Here is a 19771-nt window from a genome sequence, read left to right as displayed (position 1 = left end):
TTTATTCTCTAACGGGATGCAAAGGTAATTCTTTTTCTTTTTAAAACAAATAAATGTAAAATTTATTTTGTCTTTTTTTATTGCTTTCCTTTCAATCAATCCCCGATATACCTTCCGTTTATTGGGGATGCAAAGGTGCAAATTTTTAAATCTTTTTCCAAATGTAGTTGCAAAGTTTGTTGTATTAAATCTTGTACTAAATAAAGAAAGAAAGATTCAGATGTAAGAAAGAGCGTTTCCCAAAAAGTGCCTTGTTTTCGATTTGGGAGTACAAAGGTAGCTTTTAATACCTAAAGTTCCAAACCTAAATTTGAATTATTTCAATTGTTTGTATACGGGAACCGTACTGCATGGCTCCCCATACATAATACTAGACACTACAGGTAGTAGCTTATTGGTCAATTCAACATACGCAGATACAGGCACTTCTAACTTTCCACAGCCCTTAATTACAACTTTAGACTGAGCATAATCTTGTGCATTTATCTGACTAATTGCATCCGAAAAAATTTTCGCATGAAGCTCTTTAAAAGTTCCAAAAACAATCAAATTGGCATGAAACCCTAGTTTAGTAGCCACCAACATGTATGCCCAAGTAGGTATAATTGCATCCACAGAACATGTAATTGCTACATTTTTGCCATCATATTGTTCCCAATTATGTTCTTTTAAGTATCCTCTAAAGTCTTTTTCCTTTAAAATAATCCCTTCATACAAGTAACTTTTTATATCAAAAAGCACTTTTTCTCCCAAATGGAAGTATTCTTCTAGATCAATGGTGACCAATCCGCTTTGCTGAACCTTGTTAATTATTCCTTCTTCACTCATTTCTCAGTCTGTTTTATATATTCACCTTACTATTGGTGTGAAATTCTTTGATATAATTGGGTTCAAAATAGGCAATATCTTCAAATTTCTGCTGTTCAAATTTTTCAAAAGCTATTTTTCCCATAAATTTTGCAGATGGATATGCGTCTGTTGCAAAAAAAGCTCCCACATTTGTGCAAATTTCTTTGAACTTTGAACTTCCATCCCCACCAAACAACACTTTTTCTATGGATAATTGTTCCTCAAAAGAAGAATCAGATAAAATTAGCGCTTGTTCTTTTGAGATTTCTTCTAATTGTGCGTTATAGGTAGCCGTATATACTTCCATTCTGCGAGCATCAATCATTGGCACATATATTAAACCAGGTGATTTGTGTTGTAATTGTGCGGCCATACTATATAAGGAGGAAACGGATACGAGTGGTTTATCCAATGCAAAACAAAACCCTTTCGCTGTAGATGAACCAATGCGCATGCCTGTATAAGAACCTGGGCCAGCAGAAACGGCATATGCATCTAAATTATTCGATGATATTTCGCAAATAGCCAATACATGTTCTGCCATGTGTGCAATGTTTCTAGAATGGGAACGATCTAGAAACGTTTCAGTTTGGGCAACTAATTCTCCATTCGCATGCAAAGCTACGGAGCATATAGATGTGCTGGTATCTATGCTTAATATATGTGTCATAAATTATGATTGCTAAATTACCAATTCAGTATAAAAGACAGAAGAATCAACAAGTTGATTCTTCTGCATTATTTGATTGTCAAAACTCTTCCTTATTTACCTGACAAAATTTTGTCGTACTTGGTTTTATTATTCAAAACTTCTAAAGCCGCTTGTATGTCGTTGTCATTGTCAAAAGAGGCTTCAATAATTCCTCTTTGTAAATAATATCTGGAAGCAATTTCTTCTTCCAAGTATTCCATAATTTGAGGCTTAAATTTAATTAAATCATTTTCCTTGTCTTTATTGATAACTGCTTTCATCTGCTCAAGCTGCCCTTTCATGGCATCAAAATATTTTTCTTGCTTAGATTGGGCCGTCATCTCATCCAATGATTTTTCCACTTTCGTTACGTAACTATAATCTTTTCCTTTCAACCAGTTAACAAAATCTTGATATTCTGCATCTGTAAGTTTAAATATACGTGCATCGCCAATGCTAGCGCGTTTTGCATGATACTCTGTTGCGTAATCAAACAACAAGCTTTTAGTAACCAATGAAATCAAAATTGGCGAAATAGAATCTTGTGTTACCGTTATATCTGGAGTGACACCACCACCATCATACACCGTACGTTTGTTGGTTGTTTGAAAAGCAGTTCTTAATGAATCAAGAAATTTAGGAACACTTCCATCTGCTGCTCTGTGTGCGTAATCGATTGCTTGAATACATCTTCCACTTGGTGTATAATATTTAGCTGTGGTTACTTTTATTTGAGATTTGTACGGTAACTCACGCGTTGTTTGCACCAATCCTTTACCATACGAACGTTGGCCTACAATAACGCCACGATCGTAATCTTGAATTACACCAGAAACAATTTCAGATGCCGATGCGCTTCTTCCATTAACCAATACAGCCAAAGGAATATCCAAATCATCTGGCATCAGCTCAGTAATGTACTTTGTATTCCATTCTGATACTTTACCTTTTGTACTTACTACAAGTTTGTCTTTGGGAATAAATATGTTTGAAATATTTACCGCTTCATTTAGTAAGCCGCCTGGATTGCCTCTTAAATCAAAAATAATCTGTTTCGCTCCTTGCGCTTTCAACTCTGTCAACGCTTTCTTTACCTCTAAAGAGGCTGCCTGCGTAAACTCTGATAATTTCATATAGCCGGTATTGGAATTTACCATTCCATAATACGGCACATTACTGATTTTAATTTTCTGTCTGGAAAGTGTGAACTCAAGAGGTTGTTCTTGGTTGTATCTTTTCACTTTAATTTTTAATGGAGTGTCTGCTTGTCCGCGTAGTAATTTACTTACTTCGCCAGAATTTTTGCTTGTTGTAATAATTCCATCTACACTTATTATTTCATCGCCGATTTGAAGTCCGGCTTTTTGTGCCGGAAAGCCATCATAGGGCATTAAGATCATGATTTTATCGTGACGCTCGCCAATGACAGCGCCGATACCTCCGTATTGACCTGTTAATTGAGTACGAAAATCTTCAATTTTATCTTCGGGGATATAATTGGTATAAGGATCCAGAGACGCCAACATCGCATCGATTCCTGTTTCCATAAATTGAGATGGATTAATCTCGTCTACATACAAGAGATTGACTTCTTTATAAACGCTGGAAAAAATCTCCATGTTTTTAGCAATCTCAAAATATTTATCTGTTTGTGTAAATGCTGACAAGGATGCAATGAATGCAATACCAGTTGCAGTAACAATTCCCCAACGTTTGATTTTCATTTTATAAAATTAATATAAATGTGCGCAAGACACGCATGTGTATACAATACGACTTATTTAGACAGCTTATTGTCTGAATTGGCCATTTTAACTATTAAATATAGCTTTTTTTTCAATTCCTCTAGTTGAATTTCTTCTTTAGCTGTATAAAGAATTGCTAAATGAGATGGATTGGATGGGAATAAGGAAAGCAATTGCTCTTTTTGCAAGCGATATGCTTCACGAATTAATCGTTTAATCCTGTTTCGATCAACGGCACGTTTGAAGTTTCGTTTGCTAACTGAAATAAGTATTTGGGGAAGGGGCTCGGAATAATTTCCTTCCGATAAAAATAATATCCGGAACGGATACTTGAATTTAGAGTCGCCCTCTTTAAATAAGCGATCTATGATGACTTTACTAACAAGCTTTTCTTTTTTAGGAAAAGAGTAAAGCTTGTTACCGTTAGTTTGATGTATATCGTGGTGCATGGTTAATATTCTTAACAATTCACCTTAGCGGCAACAAGCTTTGAAACAAATTATCCTTTACGAGGAATCTCGTCTGATACCGTTAATCTTTTACGACCTTTAGCTCTTCTTGCAGCTAAAACTCTTCTACCGTTAGCAGTTTCCATTCTTGTGCGGAATCCGTGCTTATTTTTTCTTTTACGGTTTGATGGCTGAAATGTTCTTTTCATAATTGTAAATCGTTATCCTACGTATTATTGAAGACAAGAATCTGTTCTTTTCATATAAATAGGGTTGCAAATATACCAATCCTTTTTGGAACTAACAATATTGTTTTTAAAAATAAGTTGCTAATATTTGTTAAATATAGCTCTACCTAGGCTATTTAGACCTCGAAATATGAAAAATGTGATTGAATATCAAATAGATAGTAGTGATTTATCCAGCAATTTCATACAAATAAGAATTTCCTTTATATCTACTAAAGAGAACCCCGTTTTAAAGATCGCTGCATGGAGACCAGGCCGTTATACCCTGCAAAACTATGCTGCAAATGTACGTGATTGTTCTGCAAGTGACGAAAAAGGCAATTCTTTGTCCATAGAAAAGACCTCAAAAAACGATTGGCAGGTGAAGGTAGCAGAAGGTGAAAAAATCACATTTAGTTACCTTTATTATAGTAGACAAATGGATGCGGGCGGATGTTGGGCAGACGAGGAGCTGTTTTACATCAATACCATTGCGTGTTTGATGGCCGTTGATGGACAAGAAGACGTTTCGTGTGAACTTAAATTGAACGTACCTACGTCTTTCAAGATTGCAACAGGCATGCAAAAACAGGGAGATGTGTATGTAGCTGATTCCTTTATTGCGTTAAGTGATTTTCCGATGATGGCTACACCTACACTTAATACTTTTAAGTACGAGGTTCATGGAATCCCATTTTACATCCACTCTACAGTAGACGCAACGCATTATCCAGAAACCCTACTTAGCGATTTTGAAAAATTCACGATTGCTCAAATACAGGATTTTGGTTCATTCCCCGAAAAAGAATACCATTTCTTATTAGTGATTCTCCCCTACCAACATTATCATGGAGTGGAACACAGAAACTCCACCGTTATTTGCCTCGGACCAGCGTTCGACATTAAAGAAAAATTGTACACGGAACTCATTGGCATTTGCTCGCATGAATTATATCATACGTGGAATATTTGTAAAATAAGGCCTGCAGAAATGTTGCCGTATCGATTATTCGAGCCCAATTATTTTAAAACAGGATTTATTGCTGAAGGTGTTACCACATACCTGGGCGATTATTACCTCGGCTTATCGCAGGTGTTTACCCAAGAATGGTATCAAAACGAATTAAATATTTTATTAAAAAGACATTTTTATTCTTTTGGAAATAATCACCTTTCACTAGCAGATAGCTCTTTTGATTTGTGGATTGATGGGTATGATGCGGGCATCCCAAACAGAAAAGTATCCATTTATGTTAAAGGAGCCATCGTCGCATTATTGATGGATACTGCCTTGCGTAAGTCTACCAACAACGCAACAAACCTTCGCGACATGATGCGTAAATTGTGGGATAGCAGTTCTTCCATTTATAAAAGTTATACAGAAGATTCCATCGCGTCTTTATTTCATGAGCTAACATCTAATACATATATTAACGCTTATAATAAGTGGATTTTTGGATTGGGAGATTTAAAATCGGACTTAATCACGGCTTTTGCGTATCTGAATATCGACGTAAAAGAAGAAGTGCATTCAAATTTCTTTGCACGCACATTCGGTTTTCTTTGTGATACAAACTTCATTGTGCAATTGGTTGATGATGCATCTCCATATATAACTAAATTAGGCAAAGGCGATCGATTGTTGCGCATCAATAGCTTACCCTTAGCGGAATGTGTGATAGAAGAATTGGAAAAATTGGATTCGATGTTTGTAGATATTACGAATGGAATACAAACATGGGAAGTGGAATTAAAGCGTTCTGAAAGTCTTTATTTTATGGCACTGCAGGTTGCCTTTAAGGATGGTTTAAAATTATTTGCTTAAGCTTTGCACTGTTTTTTACTAGGGGCGATGCCCCTAGCTTTGAGATGTAAGGCTTTCAGCCTTGGCGGAGCCGATTATAGGAAATATGTGTGGTGCTGATTGAAATTTATAGGTATCGCTTGCCGCGACAAAGGATGAAAGTCTGCCTATATGTTCCATTCAATCTTAAAAGTGTGGGAATGTATAGTATACATTTTTTGGAATAGCTACATTAAACAAGTCGTGAGGCAGAACCACCGAATAATGAGCAAACGTTAAACAAGTCGTCGGACCACTGGGAAAAGTGGCCTAACAAGCGCAAAAAACATATATTAGTTTATTTGTCCTAGTAAGAATAAAATCACCTAGCATTACAAGCCCTTGTGAATTAATTCACAAGGGCTTGGTCGATATTTATTCAAAAATAAATGCCTTGTTGAAAACTTTTGAATATCTCTTTTTTGTTATTGGGTAACTTAGTAGTTCTACAAATATTGAATTTATGCCTGATTTCGCTCACCTCCACGTACATTCACAATTTTCATTACTCGATGGTGCTGCCAGCATCAAAGGTTTGGTTGGGAAAGCTGTTGCAAATGAAATGAAGGCTATGGCGCTTACAGATCATGGTAACATGCACGGCGCCTTTCAGTTTGTTGCCGAAGCGGTTAAAAATAATATTAAACCCATTGTTGGGTGTGAATTTTATATGGTGGAAGATCGTTTCAAAAAATCTTTTACCAAAGACAATAAAGACGTTCGGTATCATCAATTACTTTTAGCTAAAAATCCAGAGGGCTATAAAAACTTAATCAAACTTTGCTCACTAGGATACATTGATGGTTTATACGGCAAGTATCCGCGTATAGATAAAGAGTTGGTCTTGCAATATCACAAAGGTTTGATTGCTACAACCTGTTGTTTGGGCGCTGAAGTGCCGCGCACTATTTTATCTAAAGGCGAAGAAGCAGGCGAAAAAGCATTCAAGTGGTGGTTGGATTTATTTGGGGAAGATTATTATGTGGAATTGCAACGACATGATATCAAAGAACAAAATATTGTAAATGAAGTATTGATTAAACTTGCACGCAAGTATCAAGTTCCGATTATCGCTTCTAACGATACGCATTATGTAGATCAAAAAGATTCGAACGCGCACGATATTCTTTTATGTATCAACACGGGTGAAAAGCAAAGCACCCCAACGATGAAAGATTTTTCAGATGATGAAGGTTCCATGAAGGGGCGCCGCTTTGCCTTTGCCAACGATCAGTTTTACTTCAAGACACGTGAAGAAATGACGAAGTTGTTTAGCGATGTACCTGAAGCGATTGACAACACCATGCAGATTGTTGACAAGGTTGAGATTCTGAAATTAAAGCAAGATATCTTACTTCCCAATTACGAAATACCCGCTACGTTTTTAGACCAAGATAATTACCTGCAACACTTAACATACGAAGGTGCTAAAAATAGATACGGCGAAATAAGTCCAGAAACAAAAGAACGACTAGACTTTGAACTGCACACCATCCGTACGATGGGCTTTGCGGGTTACTTTTTGATTGTACAAGATTTCATTAATAAAGGCCGTGAGATTGGTGTCCTGATTGGACCTGGACGTGGATCTGCCGCTGGCTCTGCTGTTGCGTATTGCATTGGCATTACAAACATCGACCCTATTAAATATAATCTACTGTTTGAGCGTTTCTTAAATCCGGATCGTAAGAGCATGCCCGATATTGATACAGATTTTGACGATGAAGGTCGTCAGAAAGTTATTGATTATGTGGTTGAAAAATATGGTAAAAAACAAGTAGCGCAGATTGTGACCTATGGTACAATGGCTGCTAAGATGAGTATCAAAGATGTGGCGCGCGTATTGGATTTGCCTTTACAAGAATCGAATGCAATGGCAAAGTTGGTTCCTGACAAACCCGGAATTGAATTGAATTGGGTTATGAAAGGCCCAATGAAAGCCTCAGACAAAAAACACGATAAAGAAAAAACATTAAGCGAAGAGCTTACACCTGAAGATATTGAAAACGTCAAGAAGCTTCGAGAGATGCTGGATGACAACGGAACACTTGCTTCGGATGTATTGAAAGAAGCCTTGATATTAGAAGGTTCTGTGCGCGGCACAGGCATACACGCAGCAGGTATTATTATTGCACCGGTAGACCTTTATGACATCATTCCAGTATTCACCGCAAAGGATTCGGAATTGCTTGTTACGCAATTTGATGGAAAAGTAATTGAAGATGCAGGTGTAATCAAGATGGACTTTTTGGGCTTGAAAACCCTTACCATTATTCGGGATGCCTTAAAAATGATTGAAGAAAACCACGGTGTAAAAATCGAAATCGATTATATACCCTTGGATGACCCGAAAACATTTGAGCTGTATCAAAAAGGTGAAACAAACGCGACCTTCCAATTTGAATCGGCGGGTATGCAAAAGCACTTAATCAATCTCAAGCCAGACAAGTTTGAAGATTTAATTGCGATGAACGCCTTGTACAGACCAGGCCCAATCGAATACATACCAAAATTTATTGCACGTAAATTAGGTAAAGAAGAGATTGTGTATGACTTGCCTGAGATGGAAGAATATCTTTCGGATACATATGGTATCACCGTGTATCAAGAACAGGTGATGCTTCTTTCTCAGAAGTTAGCAGGCTTTACCAAAGGCGATGCGGACGTTCTTCGTAAAGCAATGGGTAAGAAAGACCGTTATACGCTGGATAAAATGAAAGGCAAATTCATTGATGGCGCAGCTGAAAAAGGTCTAGATTCAAAAGTGTGCGAAAAGGTTTGGACCGACTGGGAAGCCTTTGCACAATACGCATTTAATAAATCACACTCTACCTGTTATGCATTTGTAGCCTATCAAACGGCGTACTTAAAAGCGAATTATCCATCAGAATATATGTCGTCGGTATTGACGCACAACTTAAGCAACTTTGATAAGATATCTTTCTTTATGGAAGAATGTCAACGTATGGGTATGGCAGTATTGGGGCCAAGTGTAAATGAAAGTGGCTATCAGTTTGCTGTAAATAAAGACGGGCAAATACGCTTTGGAATGGGCGCGATTAAAGGCGTTGGCGAAGGTCCTGTTCAAGCAATTGTTGATGAACGTAAAGCAAATGGGCCATTTACAGATTTCTTTGATTTTGTTTCCAGAGTAAATTTGCGTGCGGTAAGTAAAAAAACATTTGAATCCTTAGCTCTTGCTGGCGCACTCGATCAATTTAGTGAATTGCATCGTGCACAATATTTTAATGTTGCAGAACGAGAAACGATTACGTTTCTAGAGAAAGCCATTCGATACGGCAATGCCTTTCAAACGGAAGACGATTCCAATCAATCCTCTTTGTTTGGTGATAGCAATAGTGCAAAGCCCTCGCCACCAAAAATAGTTCCTTGTGAACAATGGGGCAATATTGAAACGTTGAAGAAGGAAAAGGAAATTGTTGGTTTCTATATTTCAGGCCACCCACTAGACCAATTCAAATTAGAGATAGATAACTTCTGTAATTGTCCGTTGGAGAACGTAATGACCAGCCCAGGGAAAGACTTGACTGTGGCAGGAATTGTAACGAAAGTAAACGTACGCCAAAGTAAAAATGGTAAGCCATTTGTACTTTTTACGATTGAAGATTATAGTGGGTCTTTGGACTTAGCGTTATTTGGTGAAGATTATTTGAAGCATGCGCATTTCATAAACATAGGTGAGTTTTTGTTTATGAAAGGAAGCTTAAAGCCGAAATGGGGTCGCGATGGAGAGTTGGATTTTAAAATCAATTTTACCCAATTGCTGGCAGACGTACGCGCAAAGCTTTGTAAGAGTGTGAATATTAGTGTGAATCTGGATCAAATAAATGCCGTGACTGTTGTTGAAATAGATCGCATTGTAAGTGAGCATAAAGGTACATGCTTATTATACTTAACACTTACTAAAAATACGGCTGAACATACTGTAAAAACGTTCTCTAGAAGCTATCGAGTAGATCCAAGCAATGTGTTCTTGGAAGAATTGACAAAACTAGATGGGATATCTTACAAAATTGGTGCGTAAGGAACCATTTTTATTAAATTTTCATTATGTTTACAGAATACAGTTAACACATTTTCAATTATGGGAAAAGCAGTAGAAATAACAGACGCGAACTTTGAAGAAATAATCAATACAGATCAACCAGTATTAGTAGATTTCTGGGCAGAATGGTGTGGGCCTTGTAAAATGATTGGACCAGTAGTTGAAGAACTAGCTGGTGATTATGCAGGCAAAGCAGTAATTGCTAAATTGAATGTAGATGAAAATCCTATCGTATCGGCAAAATTTGGTATTCGTTCAATCCCAACATTGTTGATTTTGAAAAAAGGAGAAATCGTTGACAAACAAGTTGGTGTTGTTCCTAAGTCGGTATTGGCACAAAAAATTGACGCTCAATTATAATTTGAGTATATAATGAAGTTTTAAAAAAGATCCTGCACATGCAGGATCTTTTTTAATTTGTGAATTTAATTTTTCGAATGTTATTTTTTTGATTTATCGCAACCTTTTTGTGTAATCTGAGACAGAGGTTACTGGATTCTATTCGCGTAGATTTTGAATGCGCTATAAATTCTAATTTCTTCAGCGATAATAATAGTTTAGGATTCGCTTAATGTTGTAGCAATAATGAATATGGATCTTGCATAATAAATCTCGCAATCATATGTACAACATTTATTCCTTCGATTCTGAATACTTAAAGCTTCATAATAATAATGGAACGAAAAGTTATTATGAAAGAAAATACACGTTCGCTGCAATCAATAGTAATAGCAATTTATATTTATTGAGACTCAGAAGGATAAAAATCATACTTAGGTGGCTACAATTTAGCAGAAATGTATCCTTGAAATGAAATAAAAAGGGCGTCTAGCTGACGCCCATAAGATTAAAAAATTGAATAGATCTATTTTCAGTTTCAAATATACACCATCAATGTTAGCCAAGTAATATGTATCTATTATTGAAGCTTTATAAAATTTTCAATTGATCCGAAATCTATCTGGAAGAAACTCTATCCCATTGATTCGTACTTTTATTGTAATAAAAATAATCGTTCGGCCATTCTACAAGTTTATTAGCAATGGGTGCTTTATCTGTTTTTATAACTTCGCTAAGCAACCCAATTGAATGTTCTTCCAATACTTCAGGACTCTCAATAATACTGACAAAAATCTCTTCCACATCAGATATTTTTTTGTTTGTAAATTTGCATTTTCCAGCAATAGCACGTCTTTCGCCCTGTCTTATACTAGGAACAATACGAGTTATATAAAAATAATAAACACCTTCCTCATTTTTATAAAGCTTTACTAAATTCATAAATTCAGCATCGTGCTTGTAATATTTTAATACAGCGGTATCCCAACGCATTTCCATTGATGTTCTAGGTGGTAATTTTTCTGTATACCTACACAAGTCTATTTTGAAATCCATTTGCTGTTCTTCTGATAAATAAGAATTGGGGTTTAAATCCAACGATTTTTTTGTACAAGAAACAGTTGTTAATAGAAGCAAGATTGTTATAAATAAAATATTTTGTTTCATGTTAAAATTTAGTTTGAATAGCTTTTTTTAACTTAACAAGCAAACCAACCCTAGAAAAGTCTAGCGTTGGTTTGCTTGTTAAAGTATTAGACACTCGTAACAAATATCTATTAATAAGTAGTAGCCTCAGGCGTAAAGTTCAACCAACCTGAATTCCATCCCCAAGCAGCGTCAGGACTAGTACCCATAGCACCCATGTATGTTGTTGAAGTAAAGAATGGATCTGTTAAGTCCGTAAAGTTTGCTCCTGTTAAGCCTGCAGAAGTTGCTACTTGAGCAGGATTGCCATTTGACAATGTTGTATCAGCATAGATAGCTGCAACCGAATTTTTCGAACCGAATTTATTCGCAGACCAAAATCCTAAAGAGTCATTTCCATTGCCAGCAGTAAATACAGCACCGTTTGCATTTGAAGAGTTAGAACCTTTCCATGCAGCAAATAAATTATTTTTAATATTCATTGCTACATTACCTTGATACTTATCAAAGTTGGCATTTGTAGGAAAACCTGTTACAAGACAATTTTGTATGGTAAGTTCCGTGTTTCTTCTCACGTGCATACCCGCATTAAAGTTAGCACTGATAGCACTTTGCGCATATACTTTAGGTCCCATAATTGTGATATTCGAAAATTTTGCAGTGGTAAATGGCGTGTTGCCAGAACCTGAAGCGTCGTTATCCGATTCAAAACCATTTGACAAAGATCCTGGATCTCCAACAAGTTTATCTCTCATAGCTACACCAAATTGAACATTGCCATGGTAACCGAAATCTGTATCAAAATCATCATCCCATGTTCTGAAATGAACCATATATTTGCAATTTACAGAACCACCAAACCATTCTGTAGCATCATCCCCAGAATATGAAATTTGAATGTGATTAATGGTAGTACCACTGCCAACAGAGCATAATGTCAATCCATTAATTTCTTTGTCTGGTGAATAGGCAATACCACCAAACTCTAAGCGAACATACGATAAAGATCCTGAGTTGTCAGTTTCATCATTACCACCAAATACGCCATTTCCTGATGTCACAGAAAAATCTGTAGGGCCTTCCATAACTTGATTTGCAGACTGATTGTTTGGTGCCTTTCCACAAAGTACAATACCTCCCCAATCACCATAATTTTTATACGGAGCAGGTGCGCTAGATGTAAAAATAATTGGATTTGAAGCTGTACCATTCGCAATTAATTTACCGCCTCTGTTAACGATTAATGATGCTTTGGAAGACTTATCGCCCATGATAATTGTTCCTGCAGGAATTGTCAGTGTCTTGCCATTATTGATATATGTCAAACCTTTTAACGTATACACTTTACTTGCATCTAAGGTTTGTGTTTCAAGATTTCCTGTTAATACTTGATCCACTGGAATGATAGAAATGGGAGCAGCACCATCATCCTTAGGTTTACATCCTACTATTGTTGCGCTGGCTATGATACCAACCATTACTAATCTAATTGCTTTTTTCATATTCATTGTTTATTTATTTTCTTCTACAAAAGTAGCCTATCAGTATTACCCTAGTGTTAGCAAATGTTTAGTAAATAATCATGTAATACATAATTGACGTAACATTGGGGTTAAATAGAAAAGGCCTAGAATTGAAATCCTAGGCCTCTTCTATTTAATCGTATCCTGTATTAAAATTTATAACTCCCGCCTATTGTGAAGTAAGCCCCCTTTTTATAGGTGGAAATTGTTTGATCTCCTGTATCCACTTTAAAATTTCGATTCGAATCTTCTACCAATCTGTATTTAGCATTTAATATGTTTTGAATACCGAGTTTTAATTCAAATTTTTCAGACAGCCCTTTTGTTATGGTCATATCTAAGGTATTTCTATTCATTTCATAAATTGTTGCAAAATTTGCATCACCCACGCCAAACAAGCGATTACCAAAAACATTATAAACGACATTGGCTTGAATTCTCTTTTCAATATTTGCATAATATATTGCAGCGTTGATCACATAAGGTGACTGCCCTTGCATTGGACGTCTACTAGCTTGCCCACTTACTGTACTATTTAAATTTACTTCACTTTTAATTAATGAGCCATTTAACACCATCGTAAATCGTTTCGCAAAAGTAGATGTAGGAGCTAAAAATCCTAAGGTCTTTCTCACTTCTAATTCTAGTCCGTAACATTTAGCTTTAGGCGCATTGTCGTAATAAAAGTTTTGATCTTGCCCTCCAATTGGTTGAACATAAAATTCAATTGGGTTCGTAATGTCTTTATAAAATGCACCTACTGTTATTGCTTGATCTTCGCTTGGGTATAGTTCCCAACGGACATCTACATTTTGAGCTATTGAATTTTTTAAATCAGGATTGCCATTAACTTTCCAGCTATTTTCGAAATCATAAAAACCAAATGGTGCGATTTCTCTAAACTCGGGTCTGTTGATTGTTGTTGCAAAGGAAGCACGCACCTGCATTTTCTTTGTGAAATTATAATTCACTCCAATTGAAGGGAGCAAATTTAAAATCGGATTACTTACATGCAAATCTTTGCCCGATTGATTCTTCGTGTTTATTTTTTGGGTATTATGCTCACCACGCAGTCCCATTGTTACAGCAGTTTTATCAGTAAAATAAATACCTGTCCCAACATAACCAGCAAATAATGTATTGGATGCATCGTATTTATTTGTACCATCCGTACCTTCACTTAAAATAAGCCCTCTCCCATAACCGATATTTTGTGCATCAAAAATTGTTTCAATGGGCTGCGCAGAAATTGAATTATCAAACGTGCCAGGATTTTGTTTGATGTAAGACATCCATCTAGATTCAAATGTTCTATTTCTTTTTTCCGTATAAAAACCTGCTCGCAGTTTTAATCCAAAAGTATTTACACTATCCTTTAAACCAACAAGCATGTGTTCTATATTAGCAGTAGCAGCAATCGTATGTTCCTTCAATTTGGATTCGTATGTTGCTGCATCGTTATCCGTAGCATTTCCAGGAATAACTACTACTTGCGGATCGCCTGAGCCATAAGTAGCTTGAGAGCCTCCTCTTCTATAGGAAGGTTCATTTCTGTATATGTATGACAGGCCAGTTGTCCATTCAAAGGATGTTTTATTATTTGCTAAATCATGTGTGCCGCCTAATTGACCTGAATAAATACCTCTTTCTTGATAATATAAAGCTCTATCCTCAACTGCTAACCAAGATGATGGAGATGAACCCGCTTTTTTATTAATGCCTTCTCTCAATACCGTCTGATTTAAACCTGTTTGATTAAACAAATTTCTAAATTCAATTTTATTTCTAGTATTCATAACAACGCTCCAATTTGACAATGCATTGATGCGCGTATTCTTTTGAAGTACTTGATCCGTGTAATTGAATAGTGGATTAAAATCTGTTGGAGTAATGTATAAGTTTCTACTACGTTCCGCTTTGTAATACTGAGAAGTTCTCGTATATGACAACGATGTAATATTGCTTACTTTAGCTTTATTTATATAGAAGTAACGCCCTATATTTGCACCCAACCTAAGATCAGGCATTACAGTAGTATTTTTTAAACTCCAGTCATTCTTTAAAGATTTAGCTGCATTTTCTTGCGCCGCAGGATCATAAATTACCCCTGTCCCGTTCAAATCAGCAGGCATACTAGAAGGCAAGCTGCGTGAATTATTAAATCCTAAAAACTCTGTACCACCAACAGACTGACTTTGTCTACTAGTAAATGTGGTGCCATTTCTATAAGAAAGTGACCCAGTAATATTGGTAAATTTTTGAGTGACAATACTTCGTGTATATATCTTAACAAGTGAACCTGTCATATCACCTGGCAATTGATCAGAGCCCGATTTAAAAACCAACATCCGGTCTATCATATTGCTTGGAATTAAATCTAAGGCAAATGCTCTAGAGTCAATTTCAGAACTAGGTGCCATTACGCCATTCAACATAATACCATTGTAACGACGATTTAAGCCACGTACAAGAATAAAGCTATTATCGACAATAGTTACACCTGCAATTCGTGATACAACTTGTGCGGCATCTCTATCTTGAGATTTTGAAATTTGTTCGGATGAAATACCACTAACCACTTCTTCTTGTTGACGAACTTCTACAATTACAGCAGTCTCTGTATTTGTGGATAGTTGCCCAACCACTTCCACTATAGATGCACCTTCATCAATACTAATATTAATTGTACCTATATCAGTAACCTGGCCTGCATAAACAATTACATTCTTTATTGTATGCTCTTTATATCCAATATAGGACACAATGAAATTATATGTTCCTGGTTCAATAGCTGAAATATCAAAAATACCATCCATATCAGATTGTGCTCCCAAGTTCGGATTTTCCGGCGATGCTACGATTGCGCCGAAGAGTAATTCGTTTGCAGTAGAATCCATTAAGATGCCTTTAACAGAACCTGTTTGTGCATTGGAATAAGAAGTAGAAAACATAGATATTAATAACAACATAGTGGTCGTTGCCAACCATTTTGGAAAACGTAGCGTATTCTTCACGAGCTTTTATTTGTAGGTTAATGTACGCTACAAAAATACGCTTGTGTTGTTACCCAATGTTTACCTACACATTAACACAAATTAAAGGGATTGTTATGGAAATGTTACCAAGTATTGTTTTGGTAACATTAAAAAAATACTGGGGTAACCCCCATGTAATTATATAGATTCTTTTTCATTGAACGTTCCCGTCATACCCGCAGAAACGATAAATTTCATTGCTTCTGCACCCGTTATGTTTAAAGGCAAGACCTTATCTTTTGGAACAAAAATGATATTGCCAGATATATTATACGAGTGCGGAAAATATACAGAAACCATGCCTTCCATTCCCTTAACATTAAATTCATCTCTTGTAATAAATCCAATTCTAAAGGTTCCTAAATCACCTGTCTTAACCATTACAGGGTGATCAAACCGTTTTTTCTCACCTACAATAGCACCTACTACGTCTTTAGAAGAGGAGTAAATAATATTAATGAATGGGATTTTGTAAATATAATTTTCTAAAAAACTAAATGCAGGCATCACTAAAAACAAGGATGTTATTGCGCCAGTAGTTGTTAGGAATGCCAGCACAATAATCAATCCAACGCCTGGCGTTAATTCAACATTGAATAGCGTTGGAATAATGTGATCAAATACACTAAATATAAAATATATAATATAGAGTGTAATGAAAATTGGTGTCCAAAATAACAAGCCTTGAATAAAGTAACGAACAATAAGTTTCATGGAACTCGATTATGATTTATGAAGGGGATTTATCAAAGCTGCAGTAGTGTGGAGAATATTATTGCCGTGATTTTACGATTTCTCAACCACTCAAATTAACGTATTTGGGATAACTACTTTAATTCAAATTTTTTACTGCCAGTGCTGATTTTGAACATGTGCTTGAACTCTTTCCATAAGCCACATAGGCGTTGATGTTGCACCACAGATTCCTATTTTGTCTGTTGAATGAATCCAATCCTGCTCTATTTCAGATTCGTTTTCTATAAAGTAACTGCGTTCATTTTCTTGTTTGCAAACACTATATAATGCTTTTCCATTTGAACTCTTTTTGCCACTTACAAAAAGTATCACGTCAACTTCTTTTGAGAATTTTCTCAATTGCGGTTCTCTGTTCGAAACTTGTCTACAAATACTGTCATTGGCATCAAATGTTTCTTCCGGTTTTTTGCCCGCTGCGCGAATACGCTCTTCAATGGTATCCTTCATTTTATAAAAGCCTTGCGTACTTTTCGTTGTTTGGGAATACAACGTTACGGGTTTCGAGAAGTCGACTTGTTTCAAATCCTCTTCAGTAGTAACTACAATAGCCTTTCCGCCTGTTTGTCCATTGATACCTACAACTTCAGCATGACCTTGCTGCCCGTAAATTACAATTTGTCCCTCTTTTGAATCAATCGCATCAAACGAAGATTTTACTCGGTTTTGCAACTTCAATACTACAGGGCATGAAGCATCAACAAGTTCAATGTTATTCTCTAAAGCTAATTTATATGTTTCGGGCGGTTCGCCATGTGCACGAATCAACACTTTACAATTCGACAATTCTTTCAATTGTTCGTGATTGATTATTTTCAATCCTTTGGCCGCCAAACGTTCCACTTCCATGCTGTTATGAACGATGTCACCTAAGCAATATAATGGTTCGCCTGTTGCCATTTCGTCTTCTGCCATTTGAATAGCAAATTCAACTCCAAAACAATAGCCAGAATTTTTTTCGATTGTAATTTCCATAATTTTATCAAGCACGTGTTGAACAATCAACATATATGTGTGCAGATTTGTTTCTTTAATTAAATATCTTCTATTCGATATTCCAATTCAATCATAGTACCTACCGCAATATTCATTATACAGTCTACCTGTTCTTCAACGGTAATGTAGGTTGTATCAATTTCATGTGCATCTGGAGCTTTACGTAAAGGAGACTCTTCTCGTGTCGTATCCATCAAATCTCTGCTTTCAATATTGGCAATGATATCTTCTAAATCTACTATTTGCTTTCGAGCAAATAGCTCTTGTTGCCTGCGATACGCACGAACGTGCATGTCGGCAACCATAAATATTTTCAATTCCGCATCCGGAAAAACATGTGTACCAATGTCTCTTCCATCCATTACAACGCCTTTTTTCTTTGCAATTTTTTGTTGCTGCTGAACAAGAAATCGTCGAACTTCAGCTAATGCACTCACCTCACTTACTCTTTCGGAAACATACATTTTTCGAATTTCATTTTCTACATTCAATCCGTTCAAATAGGTCTCGCTCGTTTCTGTCTTTTCATTGTAAATAAAAGATACAGTGATATGAGTCAATGCTTCTGCAACAGCCTTTTGATTTGTAGAATTTATATAATGTTGAATAAAATATAAGGCTACAGCACGATACATGGCGCCAGTGTCCACATATACATACCCCAATTTAGCTGCTAATAACTTTGCCGTTGTACTCTTCCCACATGCCGAATACCCATCAATGGCTACAATTATTCTTTTCATTGCTGCTTTATTTTAAAAACACATTTTACAACACACAAAATTTATGAAATGTATTATCTATTTTGACCCGCTTTCGGTTTTTTACCCTTTTTAGGCTGCCAAGATTGATGAGCGGCTCCGCTACTGCATGCTGAAACTAAGATTGCAAAAACAACGCTTGATACTGCGATAATTAGAGAAGACTTTTTCATAATGGTACTGTATTTGATTAATTTCTATTAAATTAAATATAATAAATTTATTCTTTTATTATCTATGCTTTTTATGTTTCATTTTAGATTCTTTGTGCGGACTAAAAGAGTGACTTTTTTGCAGCTTTATTTTGCTTCATATTGTAACAAGAAACCATACTTTGCATTATGATAGTAATACAAACAAAAGCCAAGCTTTTTACTGAAAACATTTTATTTAAAACCTTCATAAACAAATAGATGAAACAAAGATTAGGGATTTCAATATTATTTATTGGCTTATTTGCTACACTCGGCTATGTTTTTGCAACAAATGCAAATATACGAAATAGCCTATTTAAAGGACAAACTCGTTCAGATTTAGATACGAAGACTTCCAATATTCTAATTAAACGTTTTGATTCGCCAGAAGGATATGAAAGAATGCCTTATAAAGCTCAGTCTTATGAAATCTGGCTCAGAAATTCAAGACTAAAAGCGTACAACACGCCTGTATATTTATTTAATGGTGATTTAAAGAAAAATCAACACATACATGCGGCTGTTTTAAGTTTCGATGTCGGCACCAGCGATTTACAACAATGTGCAGATGCTGTTATGCGGTTGCGTGCAGAATATTTATTTCAAAAGAAAGCGTTTGATTCAATATCATTCACCTTTACAAACGGCACCAAAGCGCCTTATTCGAAGTGGCGGAATGGTTACAGAGCACACGTATCAGGCAATAACGTTACATGGGTAAAAAAGACAAATGTAGATACCAGTTACGCTGCATTTAGAAAATACATGAATACCGTGTTTATGTATTGCGGCACGTATTCCCTTTCAAAAGAATTAAAGGCTGTATCCATAGAAAACATAAAAGCTGGAGATGTGTTCATAACTGGCGGTTTCCCTGGCCATGCAATGATTGTGATGGATGTTGCTAAAAATAAAACGACAGGTAAAAAGGTATTTATGCTTGCACAAAGTTATATGCCCGCGCAAGATATTCATGTTGTTAAAAATTTAAACAATGCTGAAATTAGTCCGTGGTTTGAGATTCCGGAGGACAGCACATTGGATACGCCAGAGTGGACGTTTGTGGTGGGTGATTTGAAGCGATTTTGACCTTCGTTATTAAAGGTGGATTCTAATCATAAATGCAACACCCCTCCATTTTCAATCGTTTTCGA

At 36.1% G+C, this 19771-nt stretch carries 15 protein-coding genes; 4 read left to right on the top strand and 11 right to left on the bottom strand.

What is annotated here, in order from left to right; all coding sequences use genetic code 11:
* Positions 1-315 precede the first annotated feature (315 nt).
* The 5 genes from Q0543_RS09725 to rpmH all read right to left on the bottom strand — a co-directional run bounded on the left by Q0543_RS09725 (position 316) and on the right by rpmH (position 3943).
* Entirely contained in the window at positions 316-828 is a 513-nt protein-coding gene (locus Q0543_RS09725) for a DUF2480 family protein (RefSeq protein WP_299251974.1), read from the bottom strand.
* Positions 829-841: 13 nt separating this feature from the next.
* The gene (gene tsaB / locus Q0543_RS09720; RefSeq protein WP_299251972.1) at positions 842-1519 is read right to left on the bottom strand and encodes a tRNA (adenosine(37)-N6)-threonylcarbamoyltransferase complex dimerization subunit type 1 TsaB; all 678 of its coding nucleotides are present in this window, start codon (positions 1517-1519) and stop codon (positions 842-844) included.
* Positions 1520-1611: 92 nt separating this feature from the next.
* The gene (locus Q0543_RS09715; RefSeq protein ID WP_299251969.1) at positions 1612-3264 is read right to left on the bottom strand and encodes a S41 family peptidase; all 1653 of its coding nucleotides are present in this window, start codon (positions 3262-3264) and stop codon (positions 1612-1614) included.
* Positions 3265-3317: 53 nt separating this feature from the next.
* Entirely contained in the window at positions 3318-3734 is a 417-nt protein-coding gene (rnpA, locus tag Q0543_RS09710) for a ribonuclease P protein component (protein WP_299251966.1), read from the bottom strand.
* A gap of 50 nt (positions 3735-3784) precedes the next feature.
* Positions 3785-3943: a 50S ribosomal protein L34 gene (rpmH, locus tag Q0543_RS09705; RefSeq protein WP_083921225.1), complete on the bottom strand. Its 159-nt coding sequence runs from the start codon at positions 3941-3943 to the stop codon at positions 3785-3787.
* Between the two features lie 169 nt (positions 3944-4112).
* Here rpmH and Q0543_RS09700 point away from each other — a divergent pair, with 169 nt between their 5' ends.
* The 3 genes from Q0543_RS09700 to trxA all read left to right on the top strand — a co-directional run bounded on the left by Q0543_RS09700 (position 4113) and on the right by trxA (position 10230).
* A complete protein-coding gene (locus Q0543_RS09700) occupies positions 4113-5786 on the top strand; it encodes a protease (RefSeq protein WP_299251960.1) in 1674 nt (557 codons plus the stop codon).
* A gap of 481 nt (positions 5787-6267) precedes the next feature.
* Positions 6268-9849 carry a DNA polymerase III subunit alpha gene (gene dnaE, locus Q0543_RS09695; protein ID WP_299251958.1) on the top strand — a complete coding sequence of 1194 codons (3582 nt, stop codon included), beginning with the start codon at positions 6268-6270 and terminating at the stop codon, positions 9847-9849.
* A 60-nt stretch (positions 9850-9909) separates the two neighbouring features.
* Complete coding sequence (gene trxA, locus Q0543_RS09690) at positions 9910-10230, top strand: thioredoxin (RefSeq protein WP_299251955.1); 321 nt, start codon at positions 9910-9912, stop codon at positions 10228-10230.
* A 597-nt stretch (positions 10231-10827) separates the two neighbouring features.
* On the opposite strand, the gene Q0543_RS09685 is transcribed toward trxA, so the two are convergent.
* From Q0543_RS09685 to cmk, 6 genes are all read right to left on the bottom strand, one after another.
* Positions 10828-11376, bottom strand: a complete 549-nt coding sequence (locus Q0543_RS09685) for a hypothetical protein (RefSeq protein ID WP_299251952.1) — start codon at positions 11374-11376, stop codon at positions 10828-10830.
* Positions 11377-11486: 110 nt separating this feature from the next.
* A complete protein-coding gene (locus Q0543_RS09680) occupies positions 11487-12857 on the bottom strand; it encodes a T9SS C-terminal target domain-containing protein (protein ID WP_299251949.1) in 1371 nt (456 codons plus the stop codon).
* Positions 12858-13027: 170 nt separating this feature from the next.
* A complete protein-coding gene (locus Q0543_RS09675; RefSeq protein ID WP_299251946.1) occupies positions 13028-15892 on the bottom strand; it encodes a TonB-dependent receptor in 2865 nt (954 codons plus the stop codon).
* A gap of 159 nt (positions 15893-16051) precedes the next feature.
* Positions 16052-16627, bottom strand: a complete 576-nt coding sequence (locus Q0543_RS09670) for a DUF502 domain-containing protein (RefSeq protein ID WP_299251944.1) — start codon at positions 16625-16627, stop codon at positions 16052-16054.
* Between the two features lie 132 nt (positions 16628-16759).
* Positions 16760-17641 carry a 4-hydroxy-3-methylbut-2-enyl diphosphate reductase gene (locus Q0543_RS09665; protein WP_299251941.1) on the bottom strand — a complete coding sequence of 294 codons (882 nt, stop codon included), beginning with the start codon at positions 17639-17641 and terminating at the stop codon, positions 16760-16762.
* Between the two features lie 59 nt (positions 17642-17700).
* On the bottom strand, positions 17701-18405 hold the full coding sequence (cmk, locus tag Q0543_RS09660) for a (d)CMP kinase (RefSeq protein ID WP_299251938.1): 705 nt from the start codon (positions 18403-18405) through the stop codon (positions 17701-17703).
* A gap of 431 nt (positions 18406-18836) precedes the next feature.
* Here cmk and Q0543_RS09655 point away from each other — a divergent pair, with 431 nt between their 5' ends.
* Positions 18837-19706, top strand: a complete 870-nt coding sequence (locus Q0543_RS09655; protein ID WP_299251935.1) for a DUF4846 domain-containing protein — start codon at positions 18837-18839, stop codon at positions 19704-19706.
* The last annotated feature ends 65 nt before the right edge of the window (positions 19707-19771 follow it).

This window comes from uncultured Cytophaga sp. (assembly GCF_937863595.1).
Lineage (GTDB): Bacteria > Bacteroidota > Bacteroidia > Cytophagales > Cytophagaceae > Cytophaga.
Note: the sequence above shows the minus strand (reverse complement) of the source record. Positions and strands in the feature narration are given on the sequence as shown.

What these genes read in the sequence shown, in the direction of transcription:
- cmk (WP_299251938.1), bottom strand. Translation starts at nt 18,405, where the DNA reads ATGAAAAGAATAATTGTAGCCATTGATGGGTATTCGGCATGTGGGAAG.
- dnaE (WP_299251958.1), top strand. Translation starts at nt 6,268, where the DNA reads ATGCCTGATTTCGCTCACCTCCACGTACATTCACAATTTTCATTACTC.
- Q0543_RS09655 (WP_299251935.1), top strand. Translation starts at nt 18,837, where the DNA reads ATGAAACAAAGATTAGGGATTTCAATATTATTTATTGGCTTATTTGCT.
- rpmH (WP_083921225.1), bottom strand. Translation starts at nt 3,943, where the DNA reads ATGAAAAGAACATTTCAGCCATCAAACCGTAAAAGAAAAAATAAGCAC.
- tsaB (WP_299251972.1), bottom strand. Translation starts at nt 1,519, where the DNA reads ATGACACATATATTAAGCATAGATACCAGCACATCTATATGCTCCGTA.
- Q0543_RS09680 (WP_299251949.1), bottom strand. Translation starts at nt 12,857, where the DNA reads ATGAAAAAAGCAATTAGATTAGTAATGGTTGGTATCATAGCCAGCGCA.
- trxA (WP_299251955.1), top strand. Translation starts at nt 9,910, where the DNA reads ATGGGAAAAGCAGTAGAAATAACAGACGCGAACTTTGAAGAAATAATC.
- Q0543_RS09700 (WP_299251960.1), top strand. Translation starts at nt 4,113, where the DNA reads ATGAAAAATGTGATTGAATATCAAATAGATAGTAGTGATTTATCCAGC.
- rnpA (WP_299251966.1), bottom strand. Translation starts at nt 3,734, where the DNA reads ATGCACCACGATATACATCAAACTAACGGTAACAAGCTTTACTCTTTT.
- Q0543_RS09725 (WP_299251974.1), bottom strand. Translation starts at nt 828, where the DNA reads ATGAGTGAAGAAGGAATAATTAACAAGGTTCAGCAAAGCGGATTGGTC.
- Q0543_RS09715 (WP_299251969.1), bottom strand. Translation starts at nt 3,264, where the DNA reads ATGAAAATCAAACGTTGGGGAATTGTTACTGCAACTGGTATTGCATTC.
- Q0543_RS09665 (WP_299251941.1), bottom strand. Translation starts at nt 17,641, where the DNA reads ATGGAAATTACAATCGAAAAAAATTCTGGCTATTGTTTTGGAGTTGAA.
- Q0543_RS09685 (WP_299251952.1), bottom strand. Translation starts at nt 11,376, where the DNA reads ATGAAACAAAATATTTTATTTATAACAATCTTGCTTCTATTAACAACT.
- Q0543_RS09670 (WP_299251944.1), bottom strand. Translation starts at nt 16,627, where the DNA reads ATGAAACTTATTGTTCGTTACTTTATTCAAGGCTTGTTATTTTGGACA.